Here is an 18,931-nt window from a genome sequence, read left to right as displayed (position 1 = left end):
TGAGGCCCAGCCAACCGCCGCACTCAGTCACAGTGGCCTGGTCGCATCGGCGACGCAGTGGCTGGCCTTGATAGGGACTGGGCTATAATCGGCTGTTGGAATCTGCCGCGTAGCGGCTTAGTTCAACTTGATATTCGGCGGCTTCGGTGAACCAAGGACAGGAGAAGTCCCCCTGCTTCCCGAGAACCACGACTGAAGCGAAGCGGACACGAGATGACAAGACAGTTGATCAAAGGATGCTAGCTCCAGTTCACAAGACATCGCGCAGGTGGTTCTCGCGTCCGAGAACCACCTGCGCGATGTGATGCGACATGACCGCTGAGCGGCAGGACCCAAGCGGCCCCAGCTGGCTAATTTTATTGAGAACCTCCCAGGGCTCATCACCAGATCGTCGTAACTGAGCTTGGTCCGTATTAATAACCCGCCTCGGCGCCAGCCTGGTCTGTGCGAAAAGGGGGCCGAAGCCCCCTGGGACTCATAGCACCGAGATGGTGGAGCCCTTGGCGCCCTGCAACTTGCGGGCGATCTCGTGCGCCTTGGCGGCCGGAACGAAGCGCAGCTTCTTGACAAGCTTGCCTCGCTTGCCGAAGAAGCGGACTTCAACGGGCTGCGACCCGCCCTTGGGACCTTCGGGATAGTGATGCTCGATGACGCAGCGGATTTCGCAGCTGGGGCCTTGTGGTGCAGCCATGGGAGGACTGGCGAGGGACGCGACAGGACCGCCCCGGCGTGGCCGGAGAAGGCAAGGGGCCGCGCAGCGGCCTTGCGCAGCCCTTGCCGAACCGCAAACCGAGGGCAACCTGTGACGCGCTCTTGCTGTGGCCGCCCATCTGCCCGCAGCCCTGCCCTGTGCTGACGTGCGGCGTCGATCGCCCGTCGCTGAACGAGACGAGGCCCAGGCGTGGCAAGAGCTTCAGGTAGCGGGGATGCCTTTTCTCCGGCTGCACAACTCCGCTCTCCCTACGCCCCGTGCCGCCATGCCCCCCTCCACCCGTGATCTGTTGGCTGATGTCCTTGGCGAGCGACCCCTGACGACCGAGAAGAGCATCAACGCGTCACCCCGCCCGGCATCTGCTTCGTGTGATCCCTCCCCCGGGCCCTGGCGCGTCACCGCCGAGGTGCATGGCGGCCGGGTGCAGATCAGCAACAGCCGCGAGAGCCGGGTGGTGCGCAAGCAGGAGGTGGAGGTGTACCTGCGGGGCCACGGCCCTGCCGCTGCCCCCCGGCGCTGAATGTCCTGGCGCTGAGCGCCCTGGCAACAGCTGGTGAGGTTTGCGCCGCTGGAGATGGCCCGCCACCAATCCACCAACACCGGACCGATCATGGCCCTGGTGGCCGCTGAGATCGCCGTCCTGCTGGCCTTCGTGGGGGTGTGCGAGCTGCGGGCGTCCGGCCCCGCCATCTGCGAGCACCGCTGGAGCCTGGTGCTGCCCAGCGTCGCCCTGGTGGGCCAGTCGGCGGCCACCTACTTCATGGACAGCGGCCGTGGCGGCACTGCGCCGAACTCGGCTCCAGCCCCGCGTCGCAATGCGCTGGGGCAGTACACCCGTCGCCCGGGCGATGAAGAGAGCCCTGATTGATGCGCAGCCTTTAAGAGGGGGCCCCGCAGGCCCCCCAGGGCCCTCAGGCCCGCAGCTCCTGCCGCAGCCGGCCCAGGGCCTGATGCTCAACGCGGCTGACGCTGGTGCGGCTGATCCCGAGCTGCTCGGCGACCTCGCGGCAGCCGAGGCCCTGCAGGTGCCGCAGCCGGATCACCAGCGCCTGCCTGGCCGGCAGCTGATCGAGCAGCTGCTCCAACTCCTGGACCTCAGTGCTGAGCCGCTCAGCCTGCGGGGCCTCATCGGCAACGAGATCGAGCAGCGTGCCCTCGCCGCTGGGCAGCGGGGCATCGAGGGAGGTGAGCACCCAGGGGTGCTTGGCGCCGGGCTTCTCCTGCTCGCGCCGGGGCACCCGGATGGTGCGGCCCAGATCGCGGGCGTGATGGAGCAGGGCGCCGCGGATGCAGCGCGAGAGGAAAGCCGGAGCGGAAAGGGGATCCTCGATGCGGCTGCAGGCGAGCCACAGCGCCATGCGGGCCACCTGGCGGCAATCCTCCAGCTCGATCAGCCGGCAGCCGCGGTGGTGGAACCCACGGGCGATGGAATCGGCCAGCGGGCGGAACTGGTGGAACAGGGCATCGGCCGGGGATGGGGGACGGGGCACGGATCTGAGGCGACGGACGCGCGACCCCAGGCCTCGACGCAGGAGGAGGCCAAGCTGAGCGAAGGACAAGCCCAGGCGTGCTCCCGTTCCCTCCCACAGACCCTTGCCACCATCCGCCCGGCCGACCAACGCCTAGAGCCAACCGCTCCGCCGCGCTGATCGATCTGATCCGCCTGCTGTCGCTGCCTGGTAAGTGCTGTTGAGCCCTGCCCCAGCGACTTCCCACTGCCCGGCCGCTGCTCGCGCCAGCCGTCCGCACGGAACCAATGAGCGACCCGAGCACAGATCCTCCCGGCGCTGCTGCAGGACCCGGGAAGCAACCAGGTCCGCCAGAGGCCCCGCAGGAGCCCCCAGCGGGGGTGGTGGGTCCGCTGCCCGAGCTGCCGAGCCTCGGGCCCCTGCACCTGAGCCTTTCAGCCGATGGCCTGCTGCTGCTTGGTATGGCCGCCTGGCTGCTGTGGCGCGCCTTCCTGCGCGACACCGTCATGGCCAGGATCGGCACCCTGCTCGGCACCCAGCAGGACAGCCGCTACATGGCCGATCTGCTGGCCCAGGTGGGGGTGCTCACCGGCTCCAGCCGGGTGGCACTCGGCAGCTTCTACAGCCCTGGGCTGACCAGCTACGGCTACGCCTTCTCGCGGGTGACGATCGTCAGCTCCTACGTCTCGTTGGGCCGGCTGCCGCTGGCGCTGGAATCAAAAGACCTGCCGATCGAGCGGATCCGCCAGGACCTGGAGATCCTCATCGCCCATGGCGCCGACAGCTGGCACCTCGTGCGGCTCAGCAGCCTGCTGCCCGTGCCCTGCCAGGACTACCTGCAGCGCAATGGCATCACCTTCCTCTACGGGCGTCTGATCCTGTTGGAAGGCCTGCCGATCGGCATCCTCAACATCCATTTCGACACGCCACTGGCGGCAACGGATGTGCCGGAGGCACTCCCCCACGGCGAGCTGCTGGAGGCGATCTACCGGGAACTGAGCCGGCTGGTGCGCGGCAGGATGCTGCGCCCATCGATCGGGCGGCGTCTGTTCAACTTCTGGGCGGGCCGCTGAGTGGCGCGATCTTGCTGTCGCTGGCCTTGGTGACAGCAGAGCTGGTGAGGAACTCGAGCCAGTGCTGCAGGTTGTTGGAGCCGGGCTCAGCCCCTGGCCCCGCCGCTACTTTTTTTCCTGGAACACCCCCACATAGACGGTGCCCTGCTCGTACAGCGGCAGGATCCGCTCGCGCAGCACCGCGTTGTGCACCCGCAGGCAACCCAGGGTGGGCAGCAGCGTCTGCCGGGGCGCCCAGGCCCCGGGCCAACCGCAACCGGTGCCGCCGCCGTGGAGCATGATCCCGGCCCGGCCGACTTTGCGCTCCTGGCCCTCCAGCTCGACCATGTCGTAGCTGTACCAGCCATAGGCCTGCAACGTTGCATCCCGAGGCGGGTTGGGGTTCTTCTCCCAGTCCCTGTGCACCGTCCCCAGCTTGTAGAGCCCCGGCGGGGTGTCGGTGCCGGTGTGGCGCCACTCGGTGTCAGCGCCCTGGCCCCGGGCCAGGCACGGTTCCCGCCAGAGGAACCGGCCGCTGTGGTCGTAGGCCTCCATGTCCTGGTCCCGGTCGTTGACCAGCAGGTAGGAGTCCCCTGGCTTGACCGGGGCCTTCATCGATGGCCCGGCCAGGCCGGCCTCCTCGGTGCCGCGGGGATCCAACGGCGGGAGTGCAGCACCCACAGGCTGCTCGGGCTTCTCACTGAAGGCGACCGCCCAGGGCGCCTCCTCGCGCAGGATCGCCTCACCCCCCTCCAGCTGGCTGATCGCCTGGTGCAACAGCAGCACGACCCGCTGCTGCTGCTTCTGAGCTTTGAAGTGGAGGAAGCGGTCGAGAAACCGCTGGGGCGACATCGTGGCCACGGACGCAGTGCAACTCCCTTCTCTTGCCACTGCCGCCGAAAGCGCAACGGCCTGGCGGCTCCCTACCGCCAGGCCGAGCCTTTGAGGCCTGCGGGCCTCAATAGGGCACTTCCTCAGGCCGGACCCAGGCCGGGCAGGAGGCAGGATTTCCCAGCTGCCGCTCCAGCAGCAGCGCATCAGCCAGCGCCCTCAGGCGCGGCAGGGGAGGAGAGGTGGTGCAGCAGATGAAGCTCAACCGCTCCAAAGAAGCGGAGCTGTGGCGGGAGAGGGAGCGGATGCGGGCAGCGGTGGCCATGGCCGGCGCAGCGAAGGACGCCAGCGGATCGCGGGATGGGGTCAAGGGCGGCGTAGCCGCTCGCGTCAGCCCTTGAGGCCATCCCGCACCATGAAGCGGCCTGCGTGCGCCAGACCCCCAGATGGGTCATCGCCTGGATGTCCCGGGACACTGCATCCCTGCTGCCGCAAAGCGCTCAGGCGGGGCCACCAGCGGCGACCCCGCCCCGACCCTCAGGCCCGGACAGCGGCAACCTGCAGGGCGCGCCGCCGCTGCCGGCTCTGCTGCACGATCTCGGCCTGGCCGGCCAGATCGCTGGCGCGAAAATGCTGCAGCTCATCCCAGGGCAGCCCCCGCTCAAACGCCTGATGGATCGGGCAGTAGTGCTGCACCAGCGCCGAGCAGTGCCGCGCCAGGACGCGCTGGGCATGGAGTGCCTCGCTTTCGCTCAGCGCCTCGTGCTCGCCATCGCGCTGCTGCCGTGACAGGCCCACGGCTTTGCCGTGGATCGCCGTGCCGCCCAGCAGCGGCCAGTGCAGGCTCTCCAGCTCACGGGCCTTCGCCCAGGCGCCGCCGTGGGCCACCACGATCGGCCCAATCCTGGAGATCGTGAGCGCTTCTGCCGGGCAGAAGCACAGCCAGCAGAGCAGCTCCTGGCCGAGCACCGGCTCTGGCGGGACATGCGCCTTGATGGCGCTATAGGCGAGCTCGCTGTGGGCGATCAGCTTGCGCTGGATGAGCAGGATCTGGAGCGCCATGAGGGGAATGGCAGGCGGACCCGAGCGGTCCTGCGGCGAGGGCAAGGGTCGTGGAGCTCGCTCCACGACTTGCGCAGCCCTTGCGCCGCCGCAGATCGTGAGGAAGGCCGCCGCCTGCCCCCCTGCCTTCCTCTTGCCAGCGGCGCTGCTAAGCCTGCCTGGCAATAGCTGGTGACGTTGCTGGAGCCTCTGCTCCCGGAGTGACCATGGGCCTCACCCTCATCGAGGCGATGAAGCATGAGACGCGGGTCGATCGCCTCGCTGTCACCAAGACCTTCGCGGAAGGTGAGCTTCTACGCCGACTGCCCTTCCGCAATCTCTCCGGTGGTGCCCTCAAGTACCCCAAAGAGATCAAGCTGCCCCGTGTCGGCTTCCGCGGTGTCAACGAGGGCTACCGCCGCAGCTACGGCGCCATCACCAACGAGACCGAGTTCGTCCATCTCTTCGGGGGGGACCTCGATGTGGACCGCTCCATCGTTGACATGAATGGCGCCGAGGCCAGAGCCAGCCAGACCGAGCAGAAAGTGCGCTCCATGCGCATGACGCTGGAGGCCGCGATCATCAACGGTGACGCCAGCTTCGATCCACGCGCCTTCAACGGCCTCAGCAAGCGGCTCGTCCCCGATGGGCCCCGCACCATCGACAACGACGGCGGCACCGTCAAGCTCACCAGGCTCGAATCACTGGTTGATTCCGTCAACGCCAATGGCGGTGAGAAGGTGCTGCTCACCAGCAAGGCCGGGCGGCGCCAGATCAGCCACGCCAGCCGGGTGGCAGGCGGTGACCTCTACCAGGTGATCGACGGCCGCCACTATTTCGAGGACAGCGAGATCCTCGTGGTGGATGAGGACGCCAACGGCCATCCCGTGCTCGGTTTCGGGGAAGCCGGAGGCACCACCAGCTTCTACTGCTGCGCCTTCGGGGACGAGATGGTCACCGGTCTGCAGGGCCCCTTTGAGAACCGCTACGGCATCTCGGTGCGCGACTTCGGCGAGGTTCCCGATGCCCCGGTCTTCCGCACCCGGGTGGATTGGTACGTCGGCTTCGCGGTCTGCAATGACCGCTCCGTGGGCCGCCTGTTCAACATCGGCCCCGCCGTCAACTGAGCTCTCGTCCCAGCCACTTTCCACGCCATTGCTGATCCACCTTCTGCCGAGGACACGACCATGAGCCGACCCATTGATGCCGCCGCCACCCTGGTGGGCTGGATCAACCACTCCGCCACCGATCCGAACGAGCGCACCATCGCTGGTGGCACCACCGTGAAACTGAGCACGCCGCTCGATGCAACGGACGTGTTCACCTTTTTGGCCTCCCATCCGGGCACCCTCACGGCTGTCACCTTCACCCTGCAGGTGGCCCCCGAGCTGCTCAACGGCACCATGGGCACCTGGGTGCAGGCCGCCGAGGTGGCGATCCCCGCCGGTGGCGGGCGGGTCGAGGCGCCACTCAACGGCGCCAACCTCGCCGTGGCACCGGCCGATGCCAGCGATGTGGGGGCCTACAGCCTCTACTACGCCCGCGTTCTGATGACCAACCCCAGCGATGTGACCGTCACTCCGGCCGGCGCCTACGCCGGCCTCACCTTCTGAGGCTCCACCCATGGCACCGATCGAGGACGGACTGGCGGCCCCCGCCGGCATGCTGCTGATCTCCAAGGACGGCGAGCAGGAGCGGATCATCTATCCGGTCCACGCCGACGGCTGGCGCCGCCTCGGCTGGACCATTCACACTCCCGCCCCGCTGGCTGATGAGGACGAGGAGCCACCGCTGCTGGCGGCGGATGGCGGCGAGATCCTGCCGGATGGACTTTTGGCGGACCGCGATGGCGTGGGCGCTGGCGCCATCGAGAACACCGTCAACAGCAAGGAGAGCCAAGATGCGCCGCTGGATGTGGAGCGGATGACCAAGCCGCAGATCGTCGCCGCCGTGCGTGAACGCTTCGGGGTTGACCTCGATCTCAGCCAGACCCGCGCCGAGCTGCTCGCCACCGTGGAGCAGCTGATGGCTGCTGATCAAGCCGTTGGCGACGGGGAGCCCGAGGCCCAGAGCAAGCCCCTGGCCGATGACCTGGGCGAGGGCCAGGACGAGGTTGAGGACCTGGTGCCCAGCCTTCTGATCTGATCCACCCCCTGGTAATGGCCAGTAACGGTGCGTGAGCGATGCCCTACCCGCTGCCCCCCACGCCACCGCAGAACGGTGATCGCCTTCGCCTGCTGCCGCCCCTCGGTTGTCCCGGCCGGGGGGAGTGGGTGGTGCCCCACGAGGTGCCGCGCTGGCTGGCCATCGGCTTCCGCACCGCACCGGTTCCGTCCCTCGATCTGGAGCTCAGCTGGATGCCATCCCCCCGCCGCTGGGATGAGCCGGCCCTCTCCCGCGGTGTGGTGCTGCTGGTGAACCCCAGGGCGCTGCCGCCGCAACCGATCCAGATCGCCTGGGGTGATGGCAGCAGCGAGACCGTGCCCTGGACGGCATTCGATTCGCGGATACCGGAACCGCGCCACCTCTACGCCGACATCGAGGATCTCACCATCACCGTGCAGGTGGGGCTCCTGGTGGCGACCCTTGAGGTAGCTCTGCTCAGCTGCCCGCTGCCCATCACGTCACCGCGACCCGGTGATGATCCGCCCCGTGTTGGTGTGGGCCTGGTGCTGGTGCCTGGTGCGGGCCTCAGCGGCAACGCCTACGACGGCAGCCGCAACGAGCAGTGGCAGCTGCGCCTCCATCCGCAGGGTGGCCTCGGGCTCCTGCCCAGCCCGATCGACGGCCAGCCCGCCCTGGTGGCGATGCACGGCTCCGGCGCCGCCAGCCGCGGCGTGCGCTGGTACTCAGCCGATGGGCCTCCCACCCTGCCGTGGCAGGAGGGGGCGCAGCCGCCGCCGGCACCGGGGGATCTGTATCTCGATCGCCTCAGCGGCAGCATCTACGAGCTGGAGGTCTGATGGGCTGGACCCCTTCTGGTGAATCGCTGCTCGGCCCGCAGGGACCCCAGGGTGCTCCAGGGCCGCAGGGGCCCCAAGGGGTGCCGGGATCGCCCGGCCCTGCGCCGAGCTGGGGCGCCATCGGCGGCAACCTCGGCGAACAGAGCGACCTGCAACAGGCCCTGGCCGCAAAGCTCAACGCCTCGCGGCTCACCGTGGGGCCCTCGCCGCCGCCTGATCCCGCCCCCGGTGACCTCTGGATCGACACGACCTGACCTGACCATGGCCATCACCTCTCGCGACCAGTTGATCGCTGCCCTGGCGAACTCCCGCCATGGGTTGTTCGACAAGGCTTCGATCAGCAACGCCGTGGCCGGACGCTTCTATTCCCTGTGGCGCGCCACCGGCCAGCCGGGCCAGGGCGCTATCCCTACGGCCGCAGCAGCCTGCACCAAAGGCCTGCTCGGCTCGTTGACCTTCGAGAACCAGACGGCCCCACTCACCAACTACCTGGCCTGGGTGGATGTGGCCAGCAGCCTGGCGACCAGCACCTTGGAGATCCATGACCGCCTCTGCCATCAGGCGGGCCTGGTGGGCAACGTGGCAACGCCGCAGACCAGCAACCTGCCGCTGACTCTTGCCGGCATCGAGCCGGAACGGATCGGCCTGGCGGATCACAGCCAGCTCCAGTGGTGGCTGGAGTGGTACGCCGACACCGGCTCCACGGCGGTCACCGCAACCGTGGCTGTGACCTACAGCGACGACACGAGCGGCACGGTGACGGTGCCCCTGGCGGCCACCAGCCGGGCTGCCGGCCTCTATCAGCTCCTGCCGGCGGCCGGCAAGAGCGGCATCAAGGCGGTCGACAGCGTCCAGCTCAGCGCCACCAGCGGCACCGCCGGCAACTTCGGTGTCACCTGCACCCGTTACCGCGCCGGCTTCTTCACGGTGGTGGCGAACAAGGCGGAGGTCTACGACTGGGCCAGCCTGGCCCTGCCGCTGATCGCCAACGATTCCTGTCTGGCCCTGATCCAGCTCTGCAGCACCACAACCACGGGCGTCTCCAAAGGTGTCGTTCGTTTCGCGGTCGGCTGATCGGTGACCCTGAACCGCTCAGGTCTTGATCGCCGCCTGCCCTTTGCAGGCAGCTCCGATCGCTGGGACCGTGGCCTGGCCGGGCAGATCATCACCGAGGAGTTCTTCGGCCTCGAGGAGGTGCCACCGCCAGAGGGGGGCTTGCTCTCGGTGTGGAGCGGCAGCGCCTGGGTGCTGCGGCCTGTCCTGGTGTGGAGTGGCACCAGCTGGGTGGTGAAACCAGCGAAACGCTGGAGCGGTGCCGCCTGGCTGCTCACCTGAACCAAGGCTGGGGCCGCTGACTGGCTCGGTGGCAATAGAAGGCAGGAATCCTCTCCGCCCGCCTGATGACCTGGCAGAACACCGGCTCACTCCGCGGCCCGGCTGGGTCCCCCGGGACTGCTGGACCGACCGGGCCGGCCGGTGGTCCTGGCCCCCAGGGCCTTGCTGGACCGCAGGGGCCTGCTGGTGCTGCAGGCCCCCAGGGGCCTGCCGGTGGTGCTGGCCCGGCAGGCCCGGCTGGCCCTCAAGGCGCTCAAGGCCCTGCCGGCCCCCAGGGTGCGGCGGGGACCGGCATCAACCTCAAGGGTTCAGTGGCGACAGAAGCCAACCTGCCGAACAGCGGCCAGGTGGATGGCGACGCCTATGTGGTGGAGAACGCCTCAGGCAGCCGCAGTGATGTGCTGTACTTCTGGCGCACCGCGACCACGGAATGGATCGATGCGGGCTCGATCTCCGGTCCTGCCGGTCCTGCTGGCCCCCAAGGCTCTGCCGGCCCGACTGGGCCGACAGGTGGTGTTGGACCCGCCGGCGGGAGTGGACCTGCAGGCCCGCAGGGGATTCAGGGAACAGCTGGCCCTGCCGGAGTGGCCGGCCCTGCGGGCGCACGCGGCAGCGGCTGGTTCGTCGGCAACGGAGCGCCCGGCTCCATCCCCGGCGCCCTGGCCGGCGATCTCTATCTCGATCTGATCAGCGGTGAGGTGCACCAGCTGCAGCCGCCTCCAGCTGGCTTCTCCATCGGCGATCTGCCGGCGATCGGCACCGCCTTCCAGGGCGGCTTCTACGGCGGGCTGATCTCGCAGGCCGCCAACGGCACTGCGACCCATGCGCTGATCATTGCTCCCAAGGCCAGCGGCGAAAGCTCCAGGGCTTGCAAAACCTCCAACACCGCCACCGCCGGGACGGGGAGCAGCTTCGACGGGTTCGCCAACAGCGAGGCGGCCAAGGACGCCGCCCACCCGGCTAACCAGTGGGCCCGGGCCCTCTCCATCGGCGGCTACGACGACTGGTACATCCCGGCCCTGCTCGAGCTGGAGATCCTCTACCGGCGCTTCAAGCCGGACAACAGCGAGGGCAACACCCCGGGTTTTGGGGCCAACAGCTATGCCGTTCCGCCCACCAGCGCCGATTACTCCGGCGTGATTCCAGCCCAGAGCGCCGTGGCGCTGTTTGCGATCGGCGGCGCCCAGGAGTTCTTTGCCGGCTCGATCGGCACTTCCACTCAGGACTCGGCCACCACCCACCTGGTGCAGGACTGGTATTACGGCAACTGGGATCCGGCCAGCAAGAGCACAGCTCAGACCGTGCGGGCGATTCGAAAGATCGCCGTGGTGCCCTGAGCCATGGGCTGGGTCGCCAGACAAGAAGGACCACGCCGGCTCAGCCAGGGCCTGCTGCTGCCGATCTCCGCCGGTCCCCAGGTGGCCACCCTCAGCTTCGATCGGCTGGGCAGCGCCGGGTTGCTGCTGATCGTCAGCTGTGACATCCCGGCCTGGCTCAGCCTCTACGTCTCGGACGCCGCCGCCCTCGCTGACGCCAGTCGGCCCCAGAGCGTCGATCCAGATCCCGCGGCAGGGGTGGTGCTCGATGTGGTCTTCACCGAGCAGAGCGCGGTGCTGCGCCTGCCGCCGGGGGTGAGCTGGGCCAACCAGGACGATCCACTCGTCCCCGTGCTGCATGGCCTGCTGCGCACCGACCAGAGCCAACCCATCGAGGCGATGCTGTCGATCAGCAGCCTGCTGCTGGCCCTCTGATGGCGGCGATCCTCTCCGATCTTTCCCGCCGCGGTGATCAGGGCTTCCCGATACCAGATCTCTTCAGCGACGTGCAGGCCCTGCTCGCCAGCTGGCTGGCGGTTGCCAACGCCCAGAACCCCAGCCAGCTGCTCGAGGTGCTCACCGGCCCGGCTGCCGACGCTGAGCACCTGGGTTGGACCATCCGCGCCACCCTCGCCGCCACCAGTGGCGGCCAACCGGTGCAGCTGATCAGCCAGTGGGTCGCCACCCTGGCTGCCACCACCGTGACCTCGGCGGTGGGCCTGGCCGCCGGCCACAACCCCACAGGCGGGCTCGGCGCCCATGGACTGCTATCTGGCGGCCAGTTCCACGCCCCTGCAGCGAGCCTCAATCCCGCGGAACCCTTCCCGGCGCTGGCCTGGGTCGTGCGCAGCCTGGTCCCAGGCCAGGAGTACTTCGGCTTCTGCCTCTCGCTGCAGATGTTCTCCACCCGCCAGGCGGTGGTGCTGCTCATCGCCAAGGACGTCACCTCCGGCCTCTGGCACCTGCACAACACCACCATGGCCGGGCTGCAATGCATGGTCGCCTGGAATCTCACCGCCAATAAGGAGATCTTCGCGACGGCCCTGTGGAGCGAGGTTTCCCACGGCCCACCGTTCGTCCTGCGACGACCCTCGGCCTGGATGCTGGCGACACCCTCCATTTCAAACAGCCTCCCCCTGCCGCCGGTGCGCCGCTGGGCTCCGGTGGTGTTGCCGGCGGACTTCGGCACCTACCCCCGCACCTTCGCCACCGGCGGCTACCTCAAGCCCGTAGACGGCAGCGAGTGGTTGGTGTTTGGCCCCAGCCGGCTGGCCGTTCGCCTCATCGACGCCCCATGACCCTCACCGCCTGCGCCCGCACCTGGGGCCCTGACACCTACAACTGGGCCAGCACTGCCCCCACCGACGTGGGGATGCGGCTGCATGAGGCCTTCAGTGCCTTCGCCGCCGCAGCCAATGCCAACCCGGCCAACGCCGAGCTGCAGCTGAGCGTCCTGCGCAACCACGCCAGTGCCACCGGCGCCACCAACTTCGGCTTCGTCTGGCGCCTCGGGCACCCGACCACGCCCCAGGTGTTGAGCTTCCACACCGTCTCCCTGGTCCAGGGCTCCAGCGCCAGCGACTCCAGCGCCCTGCTGCGCCTGGGCCATGCCAGCGACTGGATCGATGACACCAGCAACGGCGGCTACGGCAGCCTCCCCGGCCACCTGCTCTTGCTCTATGCGTCGGCCGGTTTCTCCCACTACGGCCCGACCGGGACGCCGCTGGTGGCAGGACTGGAGGGGACCTTGATCGTCGCTTTCGATCCCTCCCCAGGGGTGGAGTTCTTCCTGGCGACCGTACTGCGCCCCGGCGAGGACAGCCGCAGCCTCAACCTCTCGATCCTCCTCTTTCGCAGCCCGGGGGCCAGTGGCTGGTGTCTCTTGCTGCACCGTTCCAACGCCCTTGGCGGCCTGTTCGGCTCCAGTGAGCTCCGCTCCTGGACCGGCCATAACCCGACCTTTGGCCATCGGCTGGTGGGGGGCAACGCCACCCAGCAGCTCAACGCTCCCATCCATTGGCTACCGCTACCGAGCGCCAACGGCCCTGTGCCCTTCAACAGCATCCAGCCGCGCCTGGCGCTGCCGGCTGTGCTCTGGTGTGGCGACAACCAACACAGCGACCCCCGCCGCCTCGGGCGGTTCACGGACCCTGGAGGTGGTGGCACCTTCTACCAACTCGGTGCCGCTGGTGGCTTCATCAATGACTACTGGCTCCGTGTTCCCTCCAGTCCTCCGCCGGCTGTACTGAGCGGCTGGGGCGCCATCGGCGCGCTGGGCTGGCGCACAGTGAGCGATCGCCTCTCGGTGGTGGCCCTGCCGCCACTGGCCCCCAGCATGATCGGGCCCGGCAGCGTGCCGGATCTGATCGCCGACTGGAGTCCCAACGCCGCCGGCCTGGCCGGGATGCAACAGCACCCGCTCTATGCCCAGCAGCTGGCTGCCGCCGGTGGCTTGGGCGGGGGAACCGGCGGCGGGGGATCGGGCAGGCCTGCCACCGGCGTGCTCTGGCCGAGGCGTCAGTGACAGCACCCAGCCAGCCCAGGCCCGCAGCAACCCTCACGCCGCTCAGCAGCGCTGCCGCCTCTGGGCCCTCACCCGTGCCCCACTGCTCATGGCGGCCAGCCGCTTGCGCACCATCCGCACCGGCCCAGCCAGCTCCCGCTTTTCCTGCACCACTCCAATGGCCGCAACACCAGTGCGGCACTCTGCGCCCGCAGGCACCTCACCGGCAGCCGCCGCCGCTCCATAAGCCGCCAGCGCCTGGCTCAGCCACTGCCGGTGCTCGGCCGCCAGGGCTGCCGGTGCCTCGATCCGCAGCTCCCCGCCGTAGCTGAACAGCCAGCGCCGCAGCTCCCCATCGCCCGCCACCACCCACTGCGGCAGCTCCACTTCCACCGGATAGGGGTGGTGTGGATCGTCATTCGCCCGCAGCTGGCGGCTGCCCCGCTCCACCCGGCCCCAGCTGTCCCCCGGCAACGCCGCCGCCAGACGCACCGCCTTTGGCGAGAAGCGGTCCAGATCACGCCGCAACCGCCGCATCGCCGCCGCGCTGCAGCGCAGCCGTAACCGCACCAGCCACGGATCAGCAGCACTGGCAACGTCAGACCTGCCCGGCGGAACCCGATCCTCCTGCCACAGCGCCAGCTCCCCCAGCGCCTGCTGAGCCGCCAAAGACTCGCCAAAGCACAGCCCGCCGCAACGCCGCTCCAGCACCCCCGCGCGCTCAAGGGCCTGTTCATGCCGCTTCCGCTCACGCCCCGGCCGGCGCTCGTGCTGATACACGTGCAGCTGCTCCAGCTCCAGGCAGCTCAGCAGACCCATCGGCTGACCGATCGCATCGTGCTCCACCAGCAGCCACCAGCGGCCGCCATGAAAGAGCAACTGCAGCGGCCAGACCGCCACCGCCTGATGCCCGCTGCTTCTGGGCTGCCTGGCCCCTCCAGCTGGGCCATGGCGGGAGAGCAGCAGCCGCTGCCGCTGGCCCATGGCGGCTTCGATCAAGGCCAAAGGCTCCCGCGCCACCGCTCGCGGCGCTGATGGCAGGATCCAGCGGCGCCGCGGCAGCGCCCCCCGCTCGTCATCGCTCACCCCACCCTGGCGGCCCTGCATTGCCGCCAGCCGTTCACGCAGCACCCCGCTGATCGCCGCCGCCTGGCCATCGCCCAGCCCATCCGCCTGCAGCTGCAGCAGCTCGCAGGCCTGCCGCAGTTCCGCCAGCGACAGCAGGGCCGTCCCCAGGCTGTAGCCCCGCCGTCCGCTGCGTCCCGGCAGCCGGAACCCGTACGGCGTCAGGGTGTCGTTGATCGCCACCTGTACCTGCCGCGCCGTCCATTCCTTTCCTGCCTCCCCTACGCCGCCTGCACCACTGCTCGTGTTGGGGCTGCTGGCGTTGAGGCTGCGGGCCAGGTGTTCCGTCACCCGCTCCCCAGCCGTCAGGTCATGGGGATGGCGCAGCATGTACCGCAGCAGCGTGAACACCCGCTGGAACGCCTGCAGGTCCGCCAGCCGCGGCAGCCCGCCCAGCGGCCGCCCCTGCTGCGGCGGCCAGGGCGGCGGCTCGATCAACGGCAGTTGCGCCTCTTCCACCGCCAGCCAGCGGCCGGTGAACCCTTGCCCATCCAGCCACGTCAGGTCGTCGCGCACCGCCTCCGGATCGTCGTAGCAGGCGCCATGCAGCCGCCCCAGCAGGGCCGCCGCCCGTTGCGCGATACCGCCTGACGGCAGGGGGGCGAGTAGTCGCTCCAGTTCCCCATCAGCCGTCTCCCCCGTCGCTGTCAGTTTCGGGTGCTCGCTCAGCAGCCGGATCAGGTACAACAGCCGCTCCAGATCCAGCAGCCGCGCGTAGCCATGCAACCGGTAGGCACCATCCCGGTTGGCACCACGCCGCTGGCACGCCTCGAGTCGCTCCAGCTCCGCGCCAACCAGTCGCTCCAGCGGCAGGCCCTGGTCACTGCGCAGCCGCACCACCAGCGCAAATCCCTCCTGCCGCTGCGGCACCGGTGCCGCCTGCAGCAGCTGGGCGCAATGGCGCCGAATCACCTCCTCGGGCACACCCACCGGCCGCTGACGGTTCCACTCCAGGCACTGCTCCAGTGGTGTATCCAGCCACCAGCCGATCCACTGCACCGCTACCGGCAGTACCAGCGCCTGGGTGATCGCCAGCCGGAAGGCGCGGCGCACATAACTTGCCTCCACGATCACCGACTCCTGCGCCGCGATCGCCTCGAGCAGCTGCTGGCCGATCTCCGCTTCCACCTCCGCCCACTGCCCCAGCACCCCCCGATCGCCATACAGCCGGCGGCGGATCTCGGCGCTGCTGACGTAACGCACCCGTCGCGATTCACGCTCCTGCAGCTGCCGGGCCAGGATCCGCGCCGCGGTGCTCTTGCCGCTGCTCGCCGCACCGATCATCAGGTGAAACCGCAGCGGCGATATCCGGCTTGTCGTCATCACATCACAGCGCCCATTCCTTCTGGCCGCAGTGTTTCATCCCCCTTTAGGAAATGACTGCTTGTCACTGACTGTTTAGCGCCTCATTCCGCTGGCCATCGATCGCAGCCTGGATGGCCCAACGCTCCAGCCCTGCAAGCTGCTCACGCCATCGACCCGCCCCTCCATCACCACGCCGCGCCGGGCGGCCACAGCCTGCGCCTCGGCGGTGATCCCCTCCACCTTCCCCTGCTGACTGCCGTGCAGCCGGCCGCCGCCCCCCAGCTGGCCTTTCACTCCGCCACGGCCTGGGCCCAGCGGCTGACCCACGGCGAACTGGATGCGGTGTTGCTCGCTGTCGCCGGCGCCAGCCAGCAGCAGGCCACCCGCCAACCGCCCCGCCTGGCCAGGGCCCTGGGCCAGCAGGTGCAGGCCATCGCCCTGGGCGAGCGGCCCCTGCTGCTGCTCCATCAGCCGAGCGGCACCAGCCATGACGGACATCGCGACGGCTGTGGTTGCGGCTGCCATCAGAGCGAACCAGGCAGCAGCAGCCTCAGGCACCGCGACAGCGCCCCTGCCGCCTGGCCGCCCCGGGGGTATCTGCTGCCGCCCCAAGACCACAACCCCCTGCTGCACCGGGTGCTGACGGCAGAGAACCGCCTTCCCCTGCACCACTGCGCCGCCACCGACCCGCTGCCGTGGCTGCGGCAGCTCGCCCAGCGGTCCCTGCTGCTGCCCGCTCACCTCACCTTGCTCACCCTCCCCCCCTGGAGCCAGGCCGGTCTGATCCCCCTGCGCCCGCTGCAACCGCTGAGCGAAACGCTCTGGCTGCTGCTGCGCCGCGGAGAAGCCAGCCACCCTGCACTGCGCGAACTCCTGCATTGGTGGGGCGGACCGCGGCTGTTGCAGCAACCGGACAGCTCCCCTGCCAACGGGCGACAGCTCAGGCCCTGGTGGCAGTGGCGCTGGCCGCGACACTGAATACCCCCTCAGAGATCACCACTCCGAGATCACCCACCGCCAAGCCGCACCCAGCCGGCTCAGCGCCGCCGCGATGGCGACCGGGCCAGGTGATGCACCGCATGGGCTACCACACCAAACAGTCCTGAGCGATCGAACGACTCCAGGTCCAGCACGATCACCCCCTCCCCGGGTCGTTGCGGCTCCAGCAGCCACTGCTCTCCTTCCCGCCGCAGCGGCCGCAGCAGAAACACCCCCTGGTGGGCGACGATCACCACATCACCGCTGCGGGGCTCGATGCTGCGATCGATCACGAGCAGGTCGCCGTCATGGATGCCATGGCTGCGCAGTCCATGGCCGCTGACCCGCATGTAAAAGCTGCAGATCGGGTCGGGGACCAGGGCCCCATGCAGATCCAAGCCCTCGGCGCCGGAGCTGACGCTGCAAGGGATCGGTTGCTCCAGGGGCAGCGCGGCCAGCATCATCCCATCGGTAGTGGTACGGATGTTCTACCTCAGGGTGGGTGCTGGCCGGCCGGGCCGAGCAGCAGCGCCCGGCCAGGGCTGGGCCAGGGCCAAGCCCTCAGCCGCAACGGCCGGAGCCTGGGACGGTGCAGCGCACCAGCCGCCCGCGCACCTGACCCCATTCACTGCGCTGCCGGGGGAGCGGCGCGCCCCGCAGCTGGGCCTCGATCCGCTCCACCAGGCAACGCGGCAGCAACCCCCCTCCAACCTGCTCGCGAGGGGTGAGGAAGCCGCCGCTATGCAACCGGCTCCAGCGGGCTTGCTCCCAGTGCAGCAGCCGGCCTCCCTTACCGCGCTTCTCGAACAGCACCAAGGGGCTGCCCTCAGGGCTGGTGCTGGGCAGCAGGGTGACGCGCCAGCGGATGCCGCTCTGGAGAACATCGTGGAGGATCTGAGCCTTGGCCATGGCCGCAACGGCGGAAGGACCGTCCCCGCTGGCGGCGCCGCGCAAGGGCTGGCCAACGGCCAGCTCCGTGAAACCCTTGCGCGAGCGCCGCAGCATGGGGAGGGCCGCCGCCATCTCGTAAGTCCAGACAGTCACACCGGCGACTGCACAGCCCTAGCCGCAGCAACTAGCATTCCGCAGTCACAGCAGTCGCCATGGACCTGCTCTGCACCCACAACAACCATCAGCTGCTCGATGCGCTCGTCCTGCCCGAGCGCCCCACGGTGCGCCTCTGGTCGCTGAGCGCCATCAAGACGAGCAACCCTTCTGAGTTCATGCGTCACCAATACGCCCGACACGCCGGGGCTCAGGTGCTCGCCGCCTGCTGCGACTGGCTGGTCAACAACGGCCATGGCGCTGCCGCCGCCGCCATGGGCGCGCACCTCAAGGGCTGAGCGGTGGGGTGGCCGGGATTGAGGGCTCCCGGCGGGCCCGCCCCACTGGGGCCCGCCCTTTTGGGGCCCTGGACCTCAGGAGACCACCGGCTCAGCGGCAGCCGCAGGCTCACCATCGGGTGCCGGCGCCTCGGGGCAGATCAGATCCACCGCCTGCCGTGCCTCGCTGATCACCTGCAGCAGCACCTTCGGGGACTCGCGCAGCACCGAGATCCAGCTCTGCAGATAGGCGGCGTGATGGCTCAGCTCACAGCCGATCTGCAACCGCTGCCCCAGCAGCACGCTGCCCAGCTCGGCCACCAGCTCCTCGCGGGCATAACAGCTGGAGCCGAAAGCCCCGGACAGATCCCGCTTGAGCCGCGACTCGTGGCCGGTGGAGTGGATCGCCTCATGGCCCCAGGTGGCATAGAGCGCTGCAGCCCCGTGGAAGCTCTCGCGCTCTGGCAGCTGGATGCGATCGACGCCGGGTGAATAGAAGGCCCGCTCGCCGCCCCAGCTGGCAGGTACCGGCCAACCAGAGAGAACTTGCTCGGCCTGGGCGATCGGCTCGATCGGTGGCCGGGCTTCTGTGGCTGGCACCCGTGCCGCGATCAGCTCGGCCAGGCCCTCCCCCTCCAGATCGCAGGCATTGAAGACCGGCACCGGCCGATAGCTGGCCCAGCTGTGGAGCACCTTCTCGCCGCCCTGGCCCTCCTCCTCGCGGGAGTGCAGCTGGGGCCGCAGGATCCGGACTGAACGGGTGCCTTTCTTGGGGAAGATCCCCAGCTTTTTGGCCTCGGCAAAGCCGCACCAGAAGGGCAGCTCGGCGCCCCGCATCGCCATCCCCAGCTCTAAGAGTTTGCGGAAAAACCGTCTAAGCAGTCGTGTTTTCCCATCTCCGAGCTGATTTCTCGGTGATTTCGTCAGATGGGTTCAGTTCGAGCGCTCAGACAGCCCGATTTCGCCGCATTTTGACTGT

At 69.1% G+C, this 18,931-nt stretch carries 26 protein-coding genes; 16 read left to right on the top strand and 10 right to left on the bottom strand.

The features are described 5' to 3' along the window. Positions 1–475 precede the first annotated feature (475 nt). A complete protein-coding gene (locus tag KBZ33_RS18330) occupies positions 476–691 on the bottom strand; it encodes a hypothetical protein (protein WP_254954857.1) in 216 nt (71 codons plus the stop codon). 235 nt (positions 692–926) lie between these two features. Here KBZ33_RS18330 and KBZ33_RS18325 point away from each other — a divergent pair, with 235 nt between their 5' ends. Next, positions 927–1,232, top strand: a complete 306-nt coding sequence (locus KBZ33_RS18325) for a hypothetical protein (protein WP_255011890.1) — start codon at positions 927–929, stop codon at positions 1,230–1,232. 54 nt (positions 1,233–1,286) lie between these two features. Continuing rightward, positions 1,287–1,580 (top strand): hypothetical protein, encoded by a 294-nt coding sequence (locus tag KBZ33_RS18320; protein WP_255011889.1) that lies wholly within the window; start codon positions 1,287–1,289, stop codon positions 1,578–1,580. A gap of 43 nt (positions 1,581–1,623) precedes the next feature. On the opposite strand, the gene KBZ33_RS18315 is transcribed toward KBZ33_RS18320, so the two are convergent. Then, entirely contained in the window at positions 1,624–2,202 is a 579-nt protein-coding gene (locus tag KBZ33_RS18315) for a sigma-70 family RNA polymerase sigma factor (RefSeq protein ID WP_254954860.1), read from the bottom strand. A 362-nt stretch (positions 2,203–2,564) separates the two neighbouring features. Between KBZ33_RS18315 and KBZ33_RS18310 the strand changes: the two genes are divergently transcribed. Further along, positions 2,565–3,254: a hypothetical protein gene (locus tag KBZ33_RS18310; protein WP_255011887.1), complete on the top strand. Its 690-nt coding sequence runs from the start codon at positions 2,565–2,567 to the stop codon at positions 3,252–3,254. A gap of 105 nt (positions 3,255–3,359) precedes the next feature. Here KBZ33_RS18310 and KBZ33_RS18305 read toward each other — a convergent pair whose 3' ends face one another. The 3 genes from KBZ33_RS18305 to KBZ33_RS18295 all read right to left on the bottom strand — a co-directional run bounded on the left by KBZ33_RS18305 (position 3,360) and on the right by KBZ33_RS18295 (position 5,126). Beyond that, entirely contained in the window at positions 3,360–4,085 is a 726-nt protein-coding gene (locus KBZ33_RS18305; protein WP_254954880.1) for a L,D-transpeptidase, read from the bottom strand. Positions 4,086–4,191: 106 nt separating this feature from the next. Continuing rightward, positions 4,192–4,434: a hypothetical protein gene (locus KBZ33_RS18300; protein WP_254954862.1), complete on the bottom strand. Its 243-nt coding sequence runs from the start codon at positions 4,432–4,434 to the stop codon at positions 4,192–4,194. Between the two features lie 167 nt (positions 4,435–4,601). Next, positions 4,602–5,126 (bottom strand): hypothetical protein, encoded by a 525-nt coding sequence (locus tag KBZ33_RS18295; RefSeq protein ID WP_254954863.1) that lies wholly within the window; start codon positions 5,124–5,126, stop codon positions 4,602–4,604. A 206-nt stretch (positions 5,127–5,332) separates the two neighbouring features. On the opposite strand from KBZ33_RS18295, the gene KBZ33_RS18290 reads away from it, so the two are divergent. From KBZ33_RS18290 to KBZ33_RS18260, 7 genes are read left to right on the top strand one after another with little or no spacing between them, the layout of a single operon-like run. Further along, positions 5,333–6,232, top strand: a complete 900-nt coding sequence (locus KBZ33_RS18290; protein ID WP_254954864.1) for a major capsid protein — start codon at positions 5,333–5,335, stop codon at positions 6,230–6,232. Positions 6,233–6,292: 60 nt separating this feature from the next. Beyond that, positions 6,293–6,718, top strand: coding sequence for a hypothetical protein (locus KBZ33_RS18285; protein WP_254954865.1), 426 nt, complete (start codon positions 6,293–6,295; stop codon positions 6,716–6,718). 10 nt (positions 6,719–6,728) lie between these two features. Then, on the top strand, positions 6,729–7,250 hold the full coding sequence (locus tag KBZ33_RS18280) for a hypothetical protein (RefSeq protein WP_254954866.1): 522 nt from the start codon (positions 6,729–6,731) through the stop codon (positions 7,248–7,250). Between the two features lie 38 nt (positions 7,251–7,288). Then, a complete protein-coding gene (locus tag KBZ33_RS18275; protein WP_254954867.1) occupies positions 7,289–8,068 on the top strand; it encodes a hypothetical protein in 780 nt (259 codons plus the stop codon). After that, a complete protein-coding gene (locus KBZ33_RS18270) occupies positions 8,068–8,322 on the top strand; it encodes a hypothetical protein (protein WP_254954868.1) in 255 nt (84 codons plus the stop codon). The genes KBZ33_RS18275 and KBZ33_RS18270 overlap by 1 nt, the downstream gene beginning before the upstream one ends. A 7-nt stretch (positions 8,323–8,329) precedes the next feature. Further along, the gene (locus KBZ33_RS18265; protein ID WP_254954869.1) at positions 8,330–9,142 is read left to right on the top strand and encodes a hypothetical protein; all 813 of its coding nucleotides are present in this window, start codon (positions 8,330–8,332) and stop codon (positions 9,140–9,142) included. Positions 9,143–9,145: 3 nt separating this feature from the next. After that, positions 9,146–9,403 (top strand): hypothetical protein, encoded by a 258-nt coding sequence (locus KBZ33_RS18260; RefSeq protein WP_254954870.1) that lies wholly within the window; start codon positions 9,146–9,148, stop codon positions 9,401–9,403. 86 nt (positions 9,404–9,489) lie between these two features. Here KBZ33_RS18260 and KBZ33_RS18255 read toward each other — a convergent pair whose 3' ends face one another. Next, positions 9,490–9,660: a hypothetical protein gene (locus tag KBZ33_RS18255; protein WP_254954881.1), complete on the bottom strand. Its 171-nt coding sequence runs from the start codon at positions 9,658–9,660 to the stop codon at positions 9,490–9,492. Positions 9,661–9,714: 54 nt separating this feature from the next. Here KBZ33_RS18255 and KBZ33_RS18250 point away from each other — a divergent pair, with 54 nt between their 5' ends. The 4 genes from KBZ33_RS18250 to KBZ33_RS18235 are packed head-to-tail and all read left to right on the top strand — an operon-like array spanning position 9,715 to position 13,243. Next, positions 9,715–10,740, top strand: coding sequence for a hypothetical protein (locus tag KBZ33_RS18250; RefSeq protein ID WP_254954882.1), 1,026 nt, complete (start codon positions 9,715–9,717; stop codon positions 10,738–10,740). A gap of 3 nt (positions 10,741–10,743) precedes the next feature. Next, positions 10,744–11,154 (top strand): hypothetical protein, encoded by a 411-nt coding sequence (locus tag KBZ33_RS18245; protein ID WP_254954871.1) that lies wholly within the window; start codon positions 10,744–10,746, stop codon positions 11,152–11,154. Next, a complete protein-coding gene (locus tag KBZ33_RS18240; RefSeq protein ID WP_254954872.1) occupies positions 11,154–12,017 on the top strand; it encodes a hypothetical protein in 864 nt (287 codons plus the stop codon). The genes KBZ33_RS18245 and KBZ33_RS18240 overlap by 1 nt, the downstream gene beginning before the upstream one ends. Continuing rightward, the gene (locus KBZ33_RS18235; RefSeq protein WP_254954873.1) at positions 12,014–13,243 is read left to right on the top strand and encodes a hypothetical protein; all 1,230 of its coding nucleotides are present in this window, start codon (positions 12,014–12,016) and stop codon (positions 13,241–13,243) included. Before KBZ33_RS18240 ends, KBZ33_RS18235 begins: the two co-directional genes overlap by 4 nt. 42 nt (positions 13,244–13,285) lie before the next feature. Here the strand turns inward: KBZ33_RS18235 and KBZ33_RS18230 are convergent, their stop codons facing one another. Next, on the bottom strand, positions 13,286–15,631 hold the full coding sequence (locus KBZ33_RS18230; protein WP_254954874.1) for an AAA family ATPase: 2,346 nt from the start codon (positions 15,629–15,631) through the stop codon (positions 13,286–13,288). Between the two features lie 279 nt (positions 15,632–15,910). Between KBZ33_RS18230 and KBZ33_RS18225 the strand changes: the two genes are divergently transcribed. Then, the gene (locus tag KBZ33_RS18225; RefSeq protein WP_254954875.1) at positions 15,911–16,630 is read left to right on the top strand and encodes a hypothetical protein; all 720 of its coding nucleotides are present in this window, start codon (positions 15,911–15,913) and stop codon (positions 16,628–16,630) included. Between the two features lie 59 nt (positions 16,631–16,689). Here KBZ33_RS18225 and KBZ33_RS18220 read toward each other — a convergent pair whose 3' ends face one another. Continuing rightward, positions 16,690–17,091, bottom strand: coding sequence for a LexA family transcriptional regulator (locus tag KBZ33_RS18220; protein WP_254954876.1), 402 nt, complete (start codon positions 17,089–17,091; stop codon positions 16,690–16,692). A gap of 100 nt (positions 17,092–17,191) precedes the next feature. Then, positions 17,192–17,674, bottom strand: a complete 483-nt coding sequence (locus tag KBZ33_RS18215; RefSeq protein ID WP_254954877.1) for a hypothetical protein — start codon at positions 17,672–17,674, stop codon at positions 17,192–17,194. 59 nt (positions 17,675–17,733) lie between these two features. Here KBZ33_RS18215 and KBZ33_RS18210 point away from each other — a divergent pair, with 59 nt between their 5' ends. Continuing rightward, positions 17,734–17,973, top strand: a complete 240-nt coding sequence (locus KBZ33_RS18210) for a hypothetical protein (RefSeq protein ID WP_254954878.1) — start codon at positions 17,734–17,736, stop codon at positions 17,971–17,973. Between the two features lie 75 nt (positions 17,974–18,048). On the opposite strand, the gene KBZ33_RS18205 is transcribed toward KBZ33_RS18210, so the two are convergent. Beyond that, a complete protein-coding gene (locus KBZ33_RS18205) occupies positions 18,049–18,795 on the bottom strand; it encodes an ArdC family protein (protein ID WP_255011885.1) in 747 nt (248 codons plus the stop codon). Between the last annotated feature and the right edge of the window lie 136 nt (positions 18,796–18,931).

This window comes from Cyanobium sp. Cruz-8D1, from assembly GCF_024345975.1.
Taxonomy (GTDB): domain Bacteria; phylum Cyanobacteriota; class Cyanobacteriia; order PCC-6307; family Cyanobiaceae; genus Cyanobium.
Note: the sequence above shows the minus strand (reverse complement) of the source record. Positions and strands in the feature narration are given on the sequence as shown.